This window comes from Desnuesiella massiliensis, assembly GCF_001403615.1.
Classification (GTDB): Bacteria; Bacillota; Clostridia; order Clostridiales; family Clostridiaceae; genus Desnuesiella; species Desnuesiella massiliensis.
The window spans coordinates 66,955-84,816 of the sequence record NZ_LN879450.1 but is presented as its reverse complement, the minus strand read 5'-3'; the positions used below and the strand labels follow the sequence as shown (position 1 = coordinate 84,816).

At 32.0% G+C, this 17,862-nt stretch carries 17 protein-coding genes, 2 tRNA genes and 2 rRNA genes; 16 read left to right on the top strand and 5 right to left on the bottom strand.

Annotated features, from left to right (window positions below; genetic code table 11):
• From BN2665_RS00705 to BN2665_RS00670, 8 genes are all read left to right on the top strand, one after another.
• A 23S ribosomal RNA gene (locus BN2665_RS00705) occupies positions 1-123 on the top strand; the annotation flags it as partial.
• 67 nt (positions 124-190) lie between these two features.
• A 5S ribosomal RNA gene (gene rrf, locus BN2665_RS00700) occupies positions 191-307 on the top strand.
• Positions 308-327: 20 nt separating this feature from the next.
• Positions 328-402, top strand: a tRNA-Glu gene (locus BN2665_RS00695).
• A 53-nt stretch (positions 403-455) separates the two neighbouring features.
• A tRNA-Leu gene (locus BN2665_RS00690) sits at positions 456-539 on the top strand.
• A 173-nt stretch (positions 540-712) separates the two neighbouring features.
• Complete coding sequence (locus BN2665_RS00685) at positions 713-913, top strand: DUF4177 domain-containing protein (RefSeq protein ID WP_055665201.1); 201 nt, start codon at positions 713-715, stop codon at positions 911-913.
• Positions 914-1,301: 388 nt separating this feature from the next.
• Positions 1,302-2,006, top strand: coding sequence for a DNA/RNA nuclease SfsA (gene sfsA / locus BN2665_RS00680; RefSeq protein WP_055665200.1), 705 nt, complete (start codon positions 1,302-1,304; stop codon positions 2,004-2,006).
• Positions 2,007-2,071: 65 nt separating this feature from the next.
• Positions 2,072-2,617, top strand: a complete 546-nt coding sequence (locus BN2665_RS00675; RefSeq protein ID WP_055665199.1) for an NAD(+) diphosphatase — start codon at positions 2,072-2,074, stop codon at positions 2,615-2,617.
• Positions 2,618-2,657: 40 nt separating this feature from the next.
• Positions 2,658-3,455, top strand: a complete 798-nt coding sequence (locus tag BN2665_RS00670) for a TIGR00266 family protein (RefSeq protein ID WP_055665198.1) — start codon at positions 2,658-2,660, stop codon at positions 3,453-3,455.
• 36 nt (positions 3,456-3,491) lie between these two features.
• On the opposite strand, the gene BN2665_RS00665 is transcribed toward BN2665_RS00670, so the two are convergent.
• From BN2665_RS00665 to BN2665_RS00645, 5 genes are all read right to left on the bottom strand, one after another.
• On the bottom strand, positions 3,492-4,640 hold the full coding sequence (locus BN2665_RS00665; RefSeq protein WP_055665197.1) for a glycosyltransferase family 4 protein: 1,149 nt from the start codon (positions 4,638-4,640) through the stop codon (positions 3,492-3,494).
• Positions 4,641-5,036: 396 nt separating this feature from the next.
• Positions 5,037-6,227, bottom strand: coding sequence for an ABC transporter permease subunit (locus BN2665_RS00660; RefSeq protein WP_055665196.1), 1,191 nt, complete (start codon positions 6,225-6,227; stop codon positions 5,037-5,039).
• Positions 6,227-7,153, bottom strand: coding sequence for an ABC transporter ATP-binding protein (locus tag BN2665_RS00655; RefSeq protein WP_055665195.1), 927 nt, complete (start codon positions 7,151-7,153; stop codon positions 6,227-6,229). The genes BN2665_RS00660 and BN2665_RS00655 overlap by 1 nt, the downstream gene beginning before the upstream one ends.
• Before the next feature lie 108 nt (positions 7,154-7,261).
• Entirely contained in the window at positions 7,262-7,606 is a 345-nt protein-coding gene (locus tag BN2665_RS00650; RefSeq protein ID WP_055665194.1) for a hypothetical protein, read from the bottom strand.
• Positions 7,603-8,844, bottom strand: a complete 1,242-nt coding sequence (locus BN2665_RS00645) for a DUF1576 domain-containing protein (RefSeq protein WP_055665193.1) — start codon at positions 8,842-8,844, stop codon at positions 7,603-7,605. The genes BN2665_RS00650 and BN2665_RS00645 overlap by 4 nt, the downstream gene beginning before the upstream one ends.
• Before the next feature lie 489 nt (positions 8,845-9,333).
• Here BN2665_RS00645 and BN2665_RS00640 point away from each other — a divergent pair, with 489 nt between their 5' ends.
• From BN2665_RS00640 to BN2665_RS00605, 8 genes are all read left to right on the top strand, one after another.
• Entirely contained in the window at positions 9,334-10,014 is a 681-nt protein-coding gene (locus BN2665_RS00640) for a beta/alpha barrel domain-containing protein (protein ID WP_055665192.1), read from the top strand.
• Between the two features lie 122 nt (positions 10,015-10,136).
• Complete coding sequence (locus BN2665_RS27250; RefSeq protein ID WP_055665191.1) at positions 10,137-10,295, top strand: hypothetical protein; 159 nt, start codon at positions 10,137-10,139, stop codon at positions 10,293-10,295.
• Between the two features lie 65 nt (positions 10,296-10,360).
• Positions 10,361-11,866 (top strand): carboxypeptidase M32, encoded by a 1,506-nt coding sequence (locus BN2665_RS00630; protein WP_055665190.1) that lies wholly within the window; start codon positions 10,361-10,363, stop codon positions 11,864-11,866.
• A gap of 162 nt (positions 11,867-12,028) precedes the next feature.
• Positions 12,029-12,217 carry a hypothetical protein gene (locus tag BN2665_RS00625; RefSeq protein WP_055665189.1) on the top strand — a complete coding sequence of 63 codons (189 nt, stop codon included), beginning with the start codon at positions 12,029-12,031 and terminating at the stop codon, positions 12,215-12,217.
• 506 nt (positions 12,218-12,723) lie between these two features.
• A complete protein-coding gene (locus BN2665_RS00620) occupies positions 12,724-13,800 on the top strand; it encodes a pyridoxal-phosphate-dependent aminotransferase family protein (protein WP_055665188.1) in 1,077 nt (358 codons plus the stop codon).
• Between the two features lie 38 nt (positions 13,801-13,838).
• Positions 13,839-14,750: a D-2-hydroxyacid dehydrogenase gene (locus BN2665_RS00615; RefSeq protein WP_055665187.1), complete on the top strand. Its 912-nt coding sequence runs from the start codon at positions 13,839-13,841 to the stop codon at positions 14,748-14,750.
• Between the two features lie 230 nt (positions 14,751-14,980).
• Positions 14,981-16,225 carry a DUF1015 domain-containing protein gene (locus tag BN2665_RS00610; protein ID WP_055665186.1) on the top strand — a complete coding sequence of 415 codons (1,245 nt, stop codon included), beginning with the start codon at positions 14,981-14,983 and terminating at the stop codon, positions 16,223-16,225.
• A gap of 251 nt (positions 16,226-16,476) precedes the next feature.
• Positions 16,477-17,859 (top strand): TldD/PmbA family protein, encoded by a 1,383-nt coding sequence (locus BN2665_RS00605; RefSeq protein ID WP_055665185.1) that lies wholly within the window; start codon positions 16,477-16,479, stop codon positions 17,857-17,859.
• The last annotated feature ends 3 nt before the right edge of the window (positions 17,860-17,862 follow it).

The window sequence follows — 17,862 nt, the reverse complement described above, 5'->3', positions numbered from 1 at the left end:
ATGAGATTTCCCATAGCGTTAAGCTAGTAAGATCCCTTGAAGAACACAAGGTTGATAGGTCAGGGGTGTAAGCATGGTAACATGTTCAGCTGACTGATACTAATAGATCGAGGGCTTGATCAATATACATGAATCCAATTCTATGTGCAATTTTGAAAGAACAAGCTTCTTTCAGAACTAAATAAGAAAATCTGGTGATTATGGCGTAAGGGTAACACTCGTTCCCATACCGAACACGCAAGTTAAGCCTTACCGCGCCGATGGTACTGCAAGGGAGACTTTGTGGAAGAGTAGGTCGTCGCCAGATTTATTATTTTATAAAGGCATGGCCCCTTGGTCAAGCGGTCAAGACACCACCCTTTCACGGTGGTAACAGGGGTTCGATTCCCCTAGGGGTCACCATAAGTTCCTATATTACTCGGTGTATAATATTATGCATCGAGATAATTATATTTGCAGGTGTGGCGGAATTGGCAGACGCACTAGACTTAGGATCTAGCGCCAACGGCGTGGGGGTTCGACTCCCTTCACCTGCACCATATAATAAAGATTAACTTCCTATTTTTATGGGAAGTTTTTTTATTGCAAAAAATAAAAATTGTATAATAGTATAATATAGCATAATGATTAAAAAACTATTTATGAGTATTTTATTAAAAAATCAATAATCAGTTATTTCTCTTTAATCTTAATTGGAAAGGAAGTAATGTAAATGAAATGGGAGTATAAATCAATAGAACTAGAAAACAATATAAACTTAAAAGATTCACTAAAATTTCAAGAAGAACTAAACAATTATGGATCACAAGGCTGGGAGTTAGTTGGAATTATGGAAGTTCCAAAAGAAGGAAAGGGATGGCTTCCAAAGTTAAATAGTGATCTCATTGTATTTAAGAGAGCTGTAGAAAATTAATAAGGAGAATAATAAAATAGGATCTCTTTTCAGAAAAATATATTTTCAAAGGAGATCCTATTTTGATTATATAAAGATATCAACAATTTCTAATGTGTTTTGTTTATAATGTGGATAAGTTATGTGTATATTGTTGATAAATATTTTAGTTCTATGCTTTTAAAATACTCTATTTTTAAATATAATAAAGTATGTACAATAGCGCTTGAAAATGTATATAATCTATATGTAAAAAATTTATGAAAAGAAAAAGGTAATATATGAAAATATTTTGAGATATATTGTAAAATATTACAGTATTTTAAATTAACATACATGTGGATAAAATCTGTGGATAACGTGGATAACTTTGAAAAAAATAAGTGGATAAGTTTTAAAGGAGAAAAAAATGATTATAAATAAAGAGATAAAAATTGCAAAATTTATAAGAAGACCAAATAGATTTCAGGGATTTGTAGAATTAAATGGAGAAGAGATAATGGTTCATGTACCTAATACAGGCAGATGTAGAGAGATACTTACTCCTGGAACAGAGGTTATATTAAGAAAGGAAGATAATCCACAAAGAAAAACATCCTTTGATTTAATTGCTGGATATAAGGGGGATAAATTGATTAATATAGACTCTCAAATACCTAATAAAGTTGTAGAAGAAGCACTTAAAGAAGGAAGAATATATGCCTTATCAAAATATAAACATGTAAATAGGGAAAAAACCTTTGGAAATAGCCGATTTGATTTTAAACTAAGTATTTCGGATATAGAGATACCTGAGCAAGAGTATTATTTAGAAGTAAAAGGGGTGACTTACGAGACAGACGGGCTTACAAAGTTCCCTGATGCTCCTACAGAAAGAGGTACTAAACATCTTTTAGAGCTTATAGAAGTAAAGAAGAGTGGCAGAGGGGCAGGCGTAATATTTTTAATACAGATGGATAATGTGGAAGCTTTTACTCCTCATGATAGTATGGACAAAGTTTTTGGAGATGCTTTAAGAAAAGCTTACAATAATGGTGTAGATGTGTTTGCATATAGTTGTCGGGTAGAACATAACCTTATAAGGCTAGATAGAGAGGTAAAGGTTATTCTGTAGCTTTTACCTGTTTAGTATGCTAGAATAAATTAGAAGTTGTTTATAAATAAGGGGGTACTTTAATAATGAAATTTGAATATTGCCCTATATGCGGCACAAAATTAATAGAAAAGTATAGCTTTGATGAAGGTGGAGTTCCTTATTGTGCTGTAGATGATATGATGTATTTTGACACCCCTAAGCCTTGTATAATAGCTGCAGTTATAAAAGAAGATAAAATTTTGCTATTAAAGCAGAGTTATATATTTAAGAATTCTAAAGTATTAGTATCAGGTTATGTGACTAACGGAGAGACTGTAGAAGAAACAGTGAGAAGAGAGGTAAAGGAAGAGACTGGTATTACTGTTGGAGAAATAAAATACTTAGGAAGTGAATATTTAAAATCAAGAGAAATTATTATGTTAACTTTCATGGCAAAATATGAAAGTGGGCATATACATAAATCCTCAGAAGTAGAATGGGTTGAATGGGGAAGCCTTGAAGATGCACTATGTGAAATGAGTGAGGATGAAATAGGAAAAAGAATAGTAAAAAAGGTTTTAAATGAAATTGGATATAAAGGACAAAAGGCTTTTAGATGCGATAATGGTGCCTGTAGTATCAATGAATAAGTATATAATGAATTATTAATTTAAGAAGGGGAGTAGATTTATGTTAGCACACGAAATTGATTACAAAATTTATGGAGACGATATGCAGTTTGTGGAAATTGAATTGGATCCTAATGAGACAGTTATAGCAGAAGCTGGCGGAATGATGATGATGGATAGCGCTATAAGGATGGAAACTATTTTTGGCGATGCAAATCATGGTGGAGGAGGATTTATGGATAAACTATTCTCTGCAGGAAAAAGGGTTCTTACTGGAGAAAGTTTGTTTATGACTACTTTTACTAATGCAGGTTATGGAAAGCAAAAAGTAGCCTTTGCATCCCCATACCCTGGGAAAATAATACCTATGAATTTATTAGAACTAGGTGGAAAGTTAATTTGTCAAAAGGATGCCTTCTTGTGCGCAGCTAAAGGAGTATCTATAGGTATTGATTTTAGAAGAAAATTGAGCGTAGGATTCTTTGGAGGCGAAGGATTCATTTTACAAAAATTAGAAGGTGATGGTTTGGCATTTATTCACGCAGGAGGAACAATAATTAAAAAAGATTTAATGCCTGGCCAAACACTGAAGGTAGATACAGGTTGTTTAGTGGCTATGACTAGAGATGTTCACTATGATATAGAATTTGTAGGTGGTGTTAAAAACACATTATTTGGAGGGGAAGGTCTTTTCTTTGCTACGCTTACTGGACCGGGTAGTGTTTGGATTCAAAGCCTACCATTTAGTAGATTAGCTTCTAAAGTTTTTGCAGCTGCAGGAGTGGCCGGTAGAGGTAGAAAAGATGAGGGAAGCATATTAGGAAATATAGGAAACTTATTTGATGGAGATGGATTTTAAGAAAAAAAGCGACGAAAGTCGCTTTTTTGTTTAATGCTAAGAACATTGTTCTTTATCCATAGTTGGCTTCTCCAATAATAGACTTTCATAATCTTTAACTAAGCCGTCGAAGGTTCTATCCCAATCTTTAGTTAAAGCAAAAGCTCTGGCATTATTAGCTAGATTTTTTCTTAAACTTTCATCATTGATTATTTTTTCTGCAGCATTATAATAATCATCCTCTTGCTTCTCTCTGCAAGCTATGCCATTATATCCATCTATAAGGTTATCTGATACTCCACCTGCATTACAGGATATTATAGCTAATCCTGAGGACATAGCCTCTAAAATTACAAATCCTAGGGTTTCAGTAGGTGAAGGGAATAAAAATACATCTGAAGATGCATAAGCTTTGGTTAAAGCATCACCAGTTAAGAAGCCAGTAAAGGTAATATTATCGGGAGCCATATCCTTTAAATCCTTTAAAGATGGGCCATCCCCTATCATTACAAAATGGATTTTATCATAATACTTCTCATTTAATCTTTTTGCTACATTAACAAAAATCTCAAGATCTTTTTCAGGAGATACCCTTCCTACATATAAAAATACTAGCTTGCCCTCAGCATTTATAGATTTCTTGAAGGAAGGATCTTTAAGCTCAGGGGAGAATTTATCAGTTTCTATACCCCTTTCCCAAAGCTTAGGGTTCCCGAAGCCTTGTTCTTTTAATAAATCTACAGTAGCTATGGAAGGACAAAAATTAATATCACATTTATTATGAAACCACTTAAAATATTTCCATGAAGGACTTTCTAAGAATTTTAAATTATAGTATTCAAGATATTGAGAAATATTTGTTTCGTAGGATGATACTAAAGGTAAATTTCTTGATCTTGCATACTTAAGACCACAAAGTCCCATATTAAATTCTGTTACTACATGTACTATATCAGGATTAAACTCATCTAGTTGTTTTGAAATGGCAAAGTAATTTGGTAAAGATAATCTGCACTGAGGATATAGTACAAATTTAAAGCTTTTAGCTCTTATTACATTACTATAAAATTCTTGTTCCTTAAAAGATGGAGCAAATATTTTATATTCAATATGGTTTCTTTCCATATAATCAACAAATTTGCTTAAAGTTTTTGCAACTCCATTTATCTGAGGTAAAAATGTGTCCGTAAAAAAAGCAATCCTCATTATTCATCAACCCCTTACAAAGCTTGTATTTTAGACTAACAACCATGAACTTACGTGGTTTTATATTTATATTTTGATTGCTAATCCACCTTAATAGATAGTTATAGATTATCTGAGGAGATAATTTATAACTATTTATCCTATATCATTAGTATAACATCTTAATCTTAAATTTAATGTTATGGAAATCTTAAATTTTGCTTAAATTTGTAAAAGTCATATATTTAAATCATTAAAAATATTACTTATAAAATAGTGAATATCCTCTATTTCATCAATGTATGTTAATCCTTGAAACTTAAACCTTTAGATAAAGATAAACAATACATAAACTTAATTAATACCTATTCCAAAGTACAAATTCCTCAGAGACTTTTGGTACAGGTGTATAATTAATTATACAAGCATATCCTTTTTATTAAACGTAACATAAGCTATAGCATAGCATATAACTCCCCATAATATTAATACTATAGTTCCTATAAGAGGTGTCATTAATGGAGAGGCATAGGATCGTGCAACACTTCCATCGATAACACTCATAGGATTAGAATAGGAATTAAATATAAAAGGCGATACCTTATTAAAATAAGGTATTTGCGTAAAAATACTTAAGGCTATAGTACCTAGTATGCTCAATGTCATAGATATCATACTGCTTTTTAGTATAGTTGATAGTAAAAAGCAGAAGGATACCGTTGAAAGTATAAATAGTATCTGAAAAGCCAACATTTTTAAAAGGAAGCTCCAAACAGGTATTACATAAGAACTTTTAAATACTGGAACAATATTCTTAGTGAAAACAGGAGCTTTTATTAAGCCTAGCTTATATTTTGTTCCTGCTATAACAGGAGAGCTTAGATCTCCGAAGCCCCACAATATACCCATTATTATAAAAAGTAGTAGCTCTACTATAATTATTACCAGAACTGAAGAAATACATGCAGCAATAAATTTTGAAAGCAATACCTTGCTTCTAGATATAGGCTTAGTTAACAAAACTTTCATAGTAGGGGGAGTATATTCTCCAGATACTATATCAGAAGATATTATGGCTACGATAATTACTAGAAATATAGCACCTAAGGCTTGAATTAAGCCTTGAATACCAATATAGGCATTAAGAGGAGCACCAGCAGTAGGCTTAATATTATTATCAATTAAATATTTTGTTGTAATATAAGACTTATAGATTTCTTCCTTAGAGTTTTCATCCATTATAGAATCTATATTAGTAAGCTGTTGTTCAAGAGAAGATAAATTTGTTTTTAATTGATCCCGCCAATTATCTTCCTTGGATGTAGATTTCTCAAGCTTGAGCTTATTTATCTCTAATTCTATCTGAGTTATCTGCTGTTCTAAGGATTTCTTTTCGTTATCTGATATATTGCTAGAGTTTTTTCTGTTTTTTAACTGATTTACACTAGATTCTAAGGCGCTTATTTGAGCTTCGGGCCTGACGAATTTATTTATACCATACATACCTATACATATTAATAGTGAAAGTGATATTAAGATTATAAGGGTTACAATAAATTTTCTTCTATAATGAAGTTTAAGAAGCTCATTCTTTATGAGATTAATCATTATTTAATACCCCCTTCGACTAATTGCATATATCTATCCTCTAAGGCTTGTTGCTTTTTATAAACCTCTTCTATAGGAATATTGTTTTTAGTTAAATCTATTACTAGTTGAGGAGTATAACCCTTATTGATTTTAATTTGTATAAGCGAATCATCTATTGAAAAATTATTTATATAATCAAAATTAGTAATTAGCTCTTTACATTTTTCTATATCAGGGGTAGATAGAATAATATTTTCTATGTTTTCTACATCGTTAACTGCAGACAAGCTAGAAGTAACACTCTCAATAGATTTAATTTCTCCATGGTCTATAAAGGCTACAGTATCACAAAGTTGCTGAATTTCGCTTAACAAGTGAGAAGATACAAATACCGCCATATTCTTCTCTTTAGCTAACTTTTTAATTAAATCTCTAAATTCTTTTATACCAGAGGGATCAAGACCATTGGTAGGTTCATCCAATATAAGGAGTCTAGGGCTCGATAAAAGAGCTTCAGCTATGCCGAGGCGTTGCTTCATCCCTAGAGAATATTTTTTTACCTTATCATTGATTCTTTCTTTTAGCCCTACTAAGTCTATCACATTTTCTATATGTTCTTTGGTTATTCTAGTATCAATTCTAGCAATCTGCATTAAATTCTGCATTCCAGTCATATAAGTATAGAGCTCAGGATTTTCTACTACAGCTCCAACATTCTTTAAGGCGGCTTCTTTATTACTTTTAACATCATAGTCGCAAATGGTTACATTTCCTTTGTTAGGAGCTATCAGACCTACTATCATTCTTATAGTAGTGGTCTTTCCAGCACCGTTAGGACCAAGAAAACCAAATATTTGACCTTCATCTATAGAAAAGCTTATACCTTTAATAATTTTTTTATTTCCTATGGATTTATGAAGGTCTTTTACTTCAAGTACTTTCAATATAACCTCTCCTCTCAGAAAACCATTTATAATAGTGATACCTTATAGATATATATCCAGTATTTTACAATTAAATACATTAAGCTTTAAGGTGCTATGTATTTATAACTATATTTTTCTCTTTAAAATAATATTTAAAATTTTATTTTCCATATAATTAACAAAAACTTCATCAGTCATCATACCTACTAAAGCTAATTCGCTATCAGTATCATTATCGCCAGTAAGATTCCAATAATATTCTTCCATTTCATGAAGACGAGGTGCATTTAATAATTTGCTGACATTATCCAAAACATTTTGGTCTAAATCATGAATTTCAGCAGAAAGAGCAAATACCGTATATTCTTCTTCTTCTAAAATATCTATTTGTATTTTTTTTGTTCCGTATTTATAGCAGAAGGTCATAAGTTCATCTACTATTCTTATATTTCTTTGCTTTAGGTGCTTCATGCCGTAGGCTCCTTTCTGAAGGCATTTATTATAGGTACTAGTAAAATAGCAACTAAACCTGCCGCTAGGCCATTATTATAGAGATTTAATCCGCCATGTAAATAGCTTGTGTTCATAACTGTGCAAACATGTAGAAACCCAGCAATAATACCATAGGGCCACCCATATTGACCGGCTATAGGAGCTAAAGCGGTGCTAAATAGGCAGGACAAAATCATTTGAGGTGAATCTATTGTCCATATATTTAAAAAGGTAGATAATAATGCTCCAATTATTAAAGGAGCTACATTAAATGGATGTTTACCAAAAGCTCCAAATCCTGCAATAGTAAAAATAGCTCCTATGGTAGGGCCGTTTAAGTCTCCTTTTACTAGTACTACGAATATTGTAAATATTATACCAAGGATGCCCATATTAATAAAGGCTAGGTTCTCGTATAATAGATAATAATCGCTTACTAATCGACCAGAGTGTTTAAATATCTTTTCTATTCCTTTAAAACTTCTATTATTTAAAATAAAACCTATTATGATTAGTGAAATGAATAAAAATATTAAAAGTATAAAGAATACTTTATTATTCCCTGTATTCCATATAAGCCTTTTATCAAAGTTAATACCAAAGGCTCTAAATACGGACATTACCATGGTTGCAAGAAGCCCTGCAGCAAAACCAATGTTATAAAGATTATATCCTTGATGAAGCTTGATACAATAAGCTCCCAAAGGAGGAAGGATAAACCCTACGGCTATACCTATTATAATGCCTATAAGAATTCCACCTAAAATTGAGAATTGTCCAATAAAACTTAATTGACTCACAGTAGGAGAAAGAGTGGTGCCCAATAAGGCTATAAGAGTATAATTTAGAAACGGTTCCTTTTGAACTTTAGAATATAACCAAACTCCTATCATTACAGGCCATACATTGAGAAGGTTTTTTCCGAAAAAGGCAAAGCCAGCCATTAACCATAGTGCCATAAGAGTTGAACCATTTGGCTTTATTCCAACGTATATTAATATGAATATGCAAATTAAAGATAGTAGTCCGGCATTTACAAAGGCAGCACCTATACCACCTAGTTCAACATAATCTGTAATTAAAATATCAGAGTTTAGAATGATTTCTAATATGCCATTAAATATTTCCTTTGGAGAATCAATTAGAAATCCAAAGATTATTAGAGAGGTAAAAATAAACATACAAACATAGTAAGCAGGATAGATTTTTATCTTCATCAAAGACCTCCTTTTAATATTATAGTATAGGAAAGTTAAATTTTTAACATAAAAAGCTATAAAAGCTTTTTAAAAAAATGTATTAACATGAATTAATAAGGAAATTTAACTTACAATATAATTATAAAGGAAAAATCAAAATAATGCTAACAGTTATTTGATGACAATCATTGCATATTAATCATAAAATCTGTTGAAAATTAATAATTAATTAACAAATAATGGATTTAAATGCTTTAAATACATTATTTAAAAAGATATAATAATTTTATGTAAATATATATTAAATACTTTTTATAAATTATAAAATTAAAATTTTACAACCTAAAGTTAGATACAGTTGTTTTAATGAGTTTATTATAAGACTTCAAAAACTTTATTATAAAGGAGGTGAATGCCGTTAGGTATAAAAATATAAAGCTTTATATTTATTTGTAGATGCTTAATTACCTATAGAGTTTTATAGTCTATACATAACGGTAAATATTTATGAAACAAGTACCAGAAATAAAAGGAACTCTACGCAATCATATGATAGAATTACCTAGTGTTATAAGAGAAGCTAGTGGGATAAAGATATTTGGTAAGCGACTTAAGTCTTTTTTATTTAGTACGGATGTTGCGGTCATAAGAAATACAAATGCGGATGCTATTATTGCAGTATATCCTTTTACGCCTCAACCAGTAATTACTCAAGCTTTAGTGATGGCTGCAGATGTACCGGTATTTTGCGGAGTTGGTGGAGGAATAACTATGGGTAAAAGGGTGGTTAACCTAGCTCTAGATGCAGAATTTAAAGGAGCTATGGGTGTAGTGGTTAATAATCCAACCCCTAATGAAGTTATTCAACATTTAAGGGATACTATTGACATACCTATAATTGTAACGGTGGTTTCAGAATATGAAGATATAAGAGGCAGGGTTGAGTCAGGAGCTACTATACTCAATGTATCAGGAGCCAAGAATACTGCAAATATTGTTAAGAAGATCAGGAGTATGTATCCTAACTTCCCTATCATTGCTACAGGAGGGCCTAATGATGAAACTATACTAGAAACCATAAAGGCTGGAGCTAATGCTATAACCTATACACCACCATCCACTGCGGAGATATTGAATGAAATAATGACAAATTATAGAGAAAAGTATAAAAATGATAGCATGTATTAAGATATAATTCATAATAAGTATTTTTGAGTATATGTTAATGTGCAAACATAAGAATTTCTTGTTACTAGAGTTCTTATGTTTGCAAAAACTAAAGTTAAGGCCATTATTTTAAGGAGGAAAAAATGATAGCAGATAATTGTAAGGTTTGCCCAGATTTTAAAGAAAACAAATGTGATGGACAGGCACAGGATTGTATGTGCAAAAGATGTCCAAGGACTTTAGGTAAGTGTATTATTACAAAATACTGTACTGAAACAGAATCTATTCTTATACTAGAATAATAAAGGGATTTTTTAAAAGTAATAGAATTATTTATGTATATTTTTAATATTAAGGGGGCCGAGATATGAGGGAAGAAGTTCAAAAGAAATTAGAAGAGTTCAAAGGCTATATCAGAAAAATAGAGCACTTATCTAGTGCTGCATCAGTTCTATATTGGGATATGAGAGTAAACATGCCCAAGAAAGGGGCAGCTCAAAGAGGGGATGCTCTAGGATTATTATACAGTGAAATATATAAACTTCAAACTTCTGATGAGATGAAGTCCTTTATTGACTACTTTTCTATAGTGGAAGATTTAGATGTGGTTTCTAAGGCTATGTTAGAAGAGGCTAGAAAGACCTATGATCAAACAAAGAAAATACCAGAAGATAGATACAAGGAGTTTGTTATTTTAAAGACAAGTTCTGAGGTAGCTTGGGAAGAGGCTAAGGAAAAGTCAGATTTTAATATATTCAAGCCTTATCTAGAAAAGGTAGTAGAGTTTACAAAGGAATTCGTTGAATATTGGGGATATAAAGAAAATAAATATGACACCTTACTAGACTTTTATGAGCCTGGCATAACTGTAGAAAAATTAGATAAGGTATTTGGAGAATTAAGAGATGCCATAGTTAATTTGTTAAATAAAATTAAAGCCAGTAATGTAGTAATAAAAGACGAGTTCTTTAAAAAGAAATTTTCAAAAGAGCTTCAAGAGAAATTTAGTTTATATGTATTAGAAAAGATGGGTTACGATTTTGAAGCTGGAAGATTAGATGAAAGTGTACATCCGTTTACTATTAACTTTGGTAATAAAGATGTGAGAATAACAACAAAATACCTAGAAAATGAATTTAGAAGCGCTCTATTTAGCACAATTCACGAAGGTGGTCATGGTATTTATGAGCAGAATATACCAGATGAATTAGATGGAACAGGATTGAATTCAGGAGTATCCATGGGTATCCATGAATCACAATCAAGATTCTATGAAAACATAATAGGAAGAAGTAAGGAGTTTTGGAATTATTTTTACCCTGAAGTCCAAAGAGTATTTTCACAGTTTGAAGGCGTTTCTTTTGAGGACTTTTATAGAGGAATAAATGTGATAGAACCTTCTCTTATAAGGACAGAAGCGGATGAGCTAACCTATAGCTTACATGTTATTATAAGATATGAAATAGAAAAGGCGCTTATAAAGGGAGAAGTAGAAGTTAAAGACCTACCACAGCTATGGAATGAAAAATATAAAGAGTATTTAGGTGTAGAGCCTAAAAATGATGCTGAGGGTGTGCTTCAAGATGTTCACTGGTCCGATGGAAGCTTTGGATATTTCCCTAGCTATGCTTTAGGAAATCTTTATGGTGCCCAATTCTTAAATAAGATGATTAAGGATATACCAGAGGTTTTCAAAGAAATACAAGAAGGTAATCTTATGTCCATTCATCAATGGCTAAAGGATAATATTCATAAACATGGTGGAGTGCACAAGCCTGCTGAGCTCATTAAAATGGTGACAGGGGAAGAGCTAACAGCTAAGTATTTTATAGAATACTTAAATAATAAATATAAAGAGATTTATAAGCTTTAATTATTGAATAATAAATTTAAAGGCAAGATTAATGCTGATATATAGCGGCAATCTTGTCTTTTTTATTTGTATAACGCTTATTCATTTGTTACATTTACATATTTAATGATCTTTAGGGCGAAACTATACACAATAATAACCTATAAAAACGAGGTGGTAACAGTGTATAAAGATCAACTAAAAAGTATAATCGGAGAAAATTGCCCGGGGTATGATGCAAGATATGGTTCATCTATAATAAGCATGGGAGGGCCGCTCTCAAATAGCTGTGATAACTGCTCAAATTTTGTTAGAGGAAAATGTATAAAGGATCTATACGACTACATGAAAAATCTCATTAATACAAATTAGTAGTGGACTCAATATTACCTAAAATAGACAGGCTAACTAACTAGTTTTTTTGACATGGCTAATATTAGGAAGTAATTTGTAATTGAATATATTAATATAATAGCATATAATGTTTAGTATAGCATATAATCACCATTAGAGTATTCTAAAACTTGCGATTCTATGATTTAGTATAATAAATTGATGAATTAACATAATAAAAAAATTCAATATTATCTAAAATTCATATTATAATATCTTTAAGCATAGTTTTTTGAAAGAATGTGAAATTTTTTTAGAGGATATTACAAAAAATATTAAAAAGTCTAGGAAAAAATTTTAATAATTCATAAAAAACTATATATATTTATTTTTAAGAATATTGAGAAAAGAATTATCTAATGGTAAAATGTAAATGGTTACAAAAATTCAGCGGGGTATATTAATTTGAAATTAAAATGGCATAAGCTTAGATGATTAAATTGCATATTATCTATAGCTAGAGTCATAATTTGGAGGGTTGATTAATGCACAAAAAACTATTTATACCAGGACCAGTAGAAGTTAGACCAGATGTATTAGAAAAGATGGCAACGCCTATGATAGGCCATAGAAGCAAAGATGCTTCAGCGCTTCAAAGAAGAATAAGTGACAACATGAGAAAATTATTCTATACAGAAAGTGAAATTTTACTTTCAACAACTTCTGGTAGTGGACTTATGGAAGGTGCAGTTCGTTCATGTACTGCAAAAAGAGCAGCAGTTTTTTCTGTAGGATCTTTCGGAAACAGATGGTATGAAATGGCTACATCTAATAATGTGCCTGCAGACTTATTTGAAGTTGAATGGGGAACACCAACAACACCAGAGCTAGTAGATGAGGTTTTATCTACAGGAAAATATGACCTTATAACCATAACTCACAATGAAACTTCCACAGGTGTAATGAATCCTGTAGAAGAAATTGCAGAGGTTATGAAGAAATATCCTGAAGTAGTATATTGCTTAGATACTGTAAGTTCAGCAGCTGGTACAAAAATTGAAGTAGACAAACTTGGAGTGGATATTTGTATAACATCAACTCAAAAAGCAATTGGATTGCCTCCAGGATTAGCAATCTGTACTTTCTCAGAAAAAGCAGTAGAAAGAGCTAAGAAAGTACCACATAGAGGATTATACTTAGATTTATTATCTTTATATGAATACATTCAAAAGAAGGATTATCAATATCCATCAACACCTTCATTATCACATATGTATGCTTTAGACTATCAACTTGATAGAATAATGAATGAAGAAGGATTAGAAAATAGATTTGAAAGACATAAAGCTATGGCAGAAGTAGTTAGAGCTTGGGCTAGAGAACATTTTGAGATATTCCCAGACCAAAGATATTTATCTAATACCTTAACTAATATTAAAAACACTACAGGTATGGATATATCTGCATTAAATAAAAAACTTGGAGAAAGAGGATTCCAGATATCTAATGGATATGGAAAACTAAAAGATAAGACCTTTAGAATAGCTCATATGGCAGACTGTCAAATGGAAGACATAAATGAAGTATTAAGTGTTCTTGATGAAGTATTAGGATTTAAATAGAAATACTACACTATATGCTTAGTTGAGGGGGGCCTTTAATGCATAGAATTTTAATAACTGATGGTATGGAAAAAAGTGCGGTGGAAGATTTAAGAAAAGCTGGCTTTGAGGTAGTAGAACAGTTCTATGAACCAGAAGCTTTAGGAGCAGAGTTAAATAATTTTGATGCGCTAGTAGTAAGATCAGCCACAAAGGTTAGAAAGCCTATAATAGATAAAGCTTTAGAAAGCGGTAGACTGAAGCTTGTAATTCGTGGCGGAGTTGGAGTAGATAATATTGATGTAGCTTATGCTGAAGAAAAAGGCATTAAGGTTACAAATACTCCAAACGCAAGCAGTGCTTCCGTAGCGGAATTAGCCCTAGCTCATATGTTTGCGGTGACCAGATTTATTGGTGATTCTAATATAACTATGAGAGAAGGCAAGTGGGAAAAGAAAAAATATGAGGGAATAGAGCTTTCAGGAAAAACTCTAGGTTTAATCGGCTTTGGAAGAATAGCTAAAGAGCTAGCTAAGAGAGCCCATGTGTTAGGAATGAAGGTGCTATATACTAATAGAAGCGGAAAAGCAGAAGGTTATGATGAGTATGAATACTGTGGATTACAGGATTTATTAAAGAGATCAGACTTTGTTTCTCTTCATATTCCATTAGATAAGAGTAAAGGTGCGGTAATTGGAAAAGAAGAGCTTGCGATGATGAAGGACAGAGCTTATATAATAAACTGCGCAAGGGGTGGCGTAGTTTGTGAGGAGGCTTTATTAGAGGCTTTAAATAGTGGAAAATTGGCCGGAGCGGGAATAGATGTGTTTGCAGAAGAACCAACGAAGAATATGGAGCTAGTAAACCATCCTAAAGTTTCAGTAACACCACATATAGGAGCTTCTACTATAGAAGCACAAACAAGAATAGGTGAAGAGATAGTAAGTATTATAAAGAATTTTTTAAAATAGAAAAAATATATAGATCTAAGGTTTAATTAATCAAGCAGAAAATTTCCTATGCTCAAGGATTTTTCTGCTTGAATAAGTTATAAATTTTATATTTTAAAAATACAATATATTAGGGAAACAACTTCAACTATTAATTTATATATGCACCAAAATCCCTTGAAGATTGGCATTTGGGAACATGTATAAATTAAGTTTACGTAGTGATTCCCTAACACAGGGGGTTAAAATTAATGGCAGTAGTAAAACCTTTTAAGGCAGTAAGACCTGAAAAGAACTTGGCTGATAAAGTTGCAGCTCTACCCTATGATGTAATGAACAGCGAAGAAGCTAGAGAAATGGTAAAGGACAATCCTTACTCTTTTCTACATGTAGATAAAGCAGAAATAGATCTAGATTCTAGTATTGACCTATATAGTAAAGAAGTATACGAACAAGCTAGGAAAAATTTAAATAGGATGATAGAGGAAAATACCTTTATACAGGATGGGGAAGATTATCTATATATTTATAGACAAGTAATGGATGGCAGAGTGCAGACAGGCTTAGTAGGGTGCACTTCTATAGATGAATATATGAAGGATGTTATTAAAAAGCATGAGCACACTAGAGCAGATAAAGAGCAAGATAGAATAAATCACGTAGACTATTGTGATTCAAATACAGGTCCTATATTCTTAACCTATAGAAATAAAAAAGAGATTTCTGATATAGTTGAGGCTTGGACTAAAAAAGAACCTGTATATAACTTTGTATCTGAAGATGGAATAGCTCATATGGTTTGGGTTATAGATTGTAATGATACTATAGAAAGATTATGTGATCTATTTAAAGGGGTAGACTATTTATATATTGCAGATGGACATCATAGGGCTGCATCGGCAGTAAAAGTTGGAAAAATGAGAAGAGAACAAAATCCTGACTTTACAGGAAACGAAGAATTTAATTTCTTTTTATCAGTAATTTTCCCAGATGAGGACCTATATGTTATGGACTATAACAGGGTTGTTAAGGACTTAAATGGCTTTTCAACCGAGGAATATATGCTTAAGACTGCGGAAAAATTTGACGTGAGCCTATATGAAGGGGAAGGACCATATAAGCCTTCTAGTAAACATACCTACGGAATGTACTTGGATGGAAAATGGTATAAGCTTACTGCAAAAGAGGGAACTTATGATCCTAATGATCCTGTTGATAGATTAGATGTATCTATTCTTCAGAATAATTTATTAGATCCTATTTTAGGAATTAAAGATCCTAGAACGGACAAGAGAATTGATTTTATCGGTGGAATTAGAGGTCTGAAAGAATTAGAAAGAAGAGTAGAGGGAGGAATGAAAGTAGCCTTCTCCATGTTTGCTACAACCATTGATGACTTGATGGCTATTGCAGATGCAGGGAAGGTAATGCCTCCTAAATCAACATGGTTTGAGCCAAAACTAAGGAGCGGATTGTTTATCCATAAGCTAAAATAGGGGATTTAGCTTATAAAAGATGTAATTTGTGTATATTATACAATGAATAAAAAGAGGGTTTTTTATATAAGGGGGACAACAATAGTTGAAGCTGGGGGGCTTCAACTATTGTTTTTTTATTTTAAGAACCTTAAGAAAAGGAGTTAGAAGATTAAAAATAATATTAAAAATTAATATAAAGTTAAGAAATAATAGAAGGTAAATTAATGTAAATATAGAATTATATATGAATACAAGAGGGAGGGGATATTATGAGTATTTTAACTCTAAATAGCTATAACCACTTATTAAAGGGTTATACAGAATTAAGATGTCAAGAAAATTCTTTAACAAGGGTATCCTTGCTAAATGGGAATTTGGTTAATAACGTAAGGTCATCCACTAGCGGAGTTAGTGCAAGAGTTAATGTTAATGGCTCTTGGGGTTTTGCATCAAATTCTGAAATTAGTAATGAAAGTGTAAAAGAAGTATTAAGATTAGCTAAGAGCAATGGTGAGTTCTTAAACAGCAAGAGTTCTGCGCCAAAAAGAGAGCTTATTACCTCTGATTACTCTATAGAAAAGAGCTTTGGTACTAAAAAAAAGAGACTAAGCCAAGGAGAGTTAATAAATTTTGCTAAGGAAATAGATGCGTATATAGCAAATAAATATAAGAATCTTTCAAGTAGATTTGTGGGTATTAATGAGTTAAATATGGAAAAGAGAATATTAACTTCATCAGGAGCTAGCCTTTACTCCTTATTACCAAGAACCATGATTATCATTGAACTAACGGTAGAAGATAACACTGGTGTTCCTGTAGAGCTTTATGAGGTATATGGCGGGTTAGGCCAATTTGAGGATAAATTTAATGCTCCTAGTGATGTATATGGTAAAATAGATGAATTATATCTTAAGCTTATGGATAAGAGGGAAGGGGTACACCCAGAAGCAGGCTTTAAGGAATGTGTATTAGCACCAGACCTTGCAGGTATACTAGCCCATGAGGCCATAGGCCATACCACCGAGGCTGACTTTGTTTTAAGTGGCTCTATAGCGGGAGAATATTTAAATAAAGAGGTAGCGAGTCCCTTAGTTAATTTAGTGGATTTTGCTAATACTGCTTTTGATAAGACTTGTCCAGTACCTATATACATAGATGATGAAGGTACTAAGGCAGGGGATGCAGTGATAATAGAAAATGGAATACTAAAAGGATATATGCATAATAAAGAGAGTGCTAGCATCTTAGGCTTTAAGCCTACAGGAAATGCAAGAGCTTATGAATTTTATGATGAACCCATAATAAGAATGAGAAATACCTGTATATTACCAGGAAAGAGTAAATTGAAAGAACTTATAGCCTCTGTAGAGGATGGATATTATTTAATGAATCCTAGCAATGGACAGGCCGACGCTACTAGTGAATTTATGTTTGGAGTTACCATGGGTTATGAAATAAAGAATGGTAATCTTGGTAGAGCTATAAAGGATACCACTATATCAGGAGTAGCCTTTGATATGCTTAAAACTGTTTCCATGATATCTGATGACCTTACTTGGCTCAGTGGAGGCATGTGTGGAAAGAAACAGCCTATAACCGTTGGTATGGGTGGTCCTGCGATTAAGTGTAAAGTTAATATAGGGGGAAGATAGGAT

Bases quoted from the DNA above. Each gene is read 5' to 3' on its own strand.
- BN2665_RS00670 (WP_055665198.1), top strand. From the start codon at position 2,658: ATGTTAGCACACGAAATTGATTACAAAATTTATGGAGACGATATGCAG.
- BN2665_RS00645 (WP_055665193.1), bottom strand. From the start codon at position 8,844: ATGAAGATAAAAATCTATCCTGCTTACTATGTTTGTATGTTTATTTTT.
- BN2665_RS00610 (WP_055665186.1), top strand. From the start codon at position 14,981: ATGGCAGTAGTAAAACCTTTTAAGGCAGTAAGACCTGAAAAGAACTTG.
- BN2665_RS00620 (WP_055665188.1), top strand. From the start codon at position 12,724: ATGCACAAAAAACTATTTATACCAGGACCAGTAGAAGTTAGACCAGAT.
- BN2665_RS00685 (WP_055665201.1), top strand. From the start codon at position 713: ATGAAATGGGAGTATAAATCAATAGAACTAGAAAACAATATAAACTTA.
- BN2665_RS27250 (WP_055665191.1), top strand. From the start codon at position 10,137: ATGATAGCAGATAATTGTAAGGTTTGCCCAGATTTTAAAGAAAACAAA.
- sfsA (WP_055665200.1), top strand. From the start codon at position 1,302: ATGATTATAAATAAAGAGATAAAAATTGCAAAATTTATAAGAAGACCA.
- BN2665_RS00605 (WP_055665185.1), top strand. From the start codon at position 16,477: ATGAGTATTTTAACTCTAAATAGCTATAACCACTTATTAAAGGGTTAT.
- BN2665_RS00665 (WP_055665197.1), bottom strand. From the start codon at position 4,640: ATGAGGATTGCTTTTTTTACGGACACATTTTTACCTCAGATAAATGGA.
- BN2665_RS00640 (WP_055665192.1), top strand. From the start codon at position 9,334: ATGAAACAAGTACCAGAAATAAAAGGAACTCTACGCAATCATATGATA.
- BN2665_RS00660 (WP_055665196.1), bottom strand. From the start codon at position 6,227: ATGATTAATCTCATAAAGAATGAGCTTCTTAAACTTCATTATAGAAGA.
- BN2665_RS00675 (WP_055665199.1), top strand. From the start codon at position 2,072: ATGAAATTTGAATATTGCCCTATATGCGGCACAAAATTAATAGAAAAG.
- BN2665_RS00615 (WP_055665187.1), top strand. From the start codon at position 13,839: ATGCATAGAATTTTAATAACTGATGGTATGGAAAAAAGTGCGGTGGAA.
- BN2665_RS00630 (WP_055665190.1), top strand. From the start codon at position 10,361: ATGAGGGAAGAAGTTCAAAAGAAATTAGAAGAGTTCAAAGGCTATATC.
- BN2665_RS00650 (WP_055665194.1), bottom strand. From the start codon at position 7,606: ATGAAGCACCTAAAGCAAAGAAATATAAGAATAGTAGATGAACTTATG.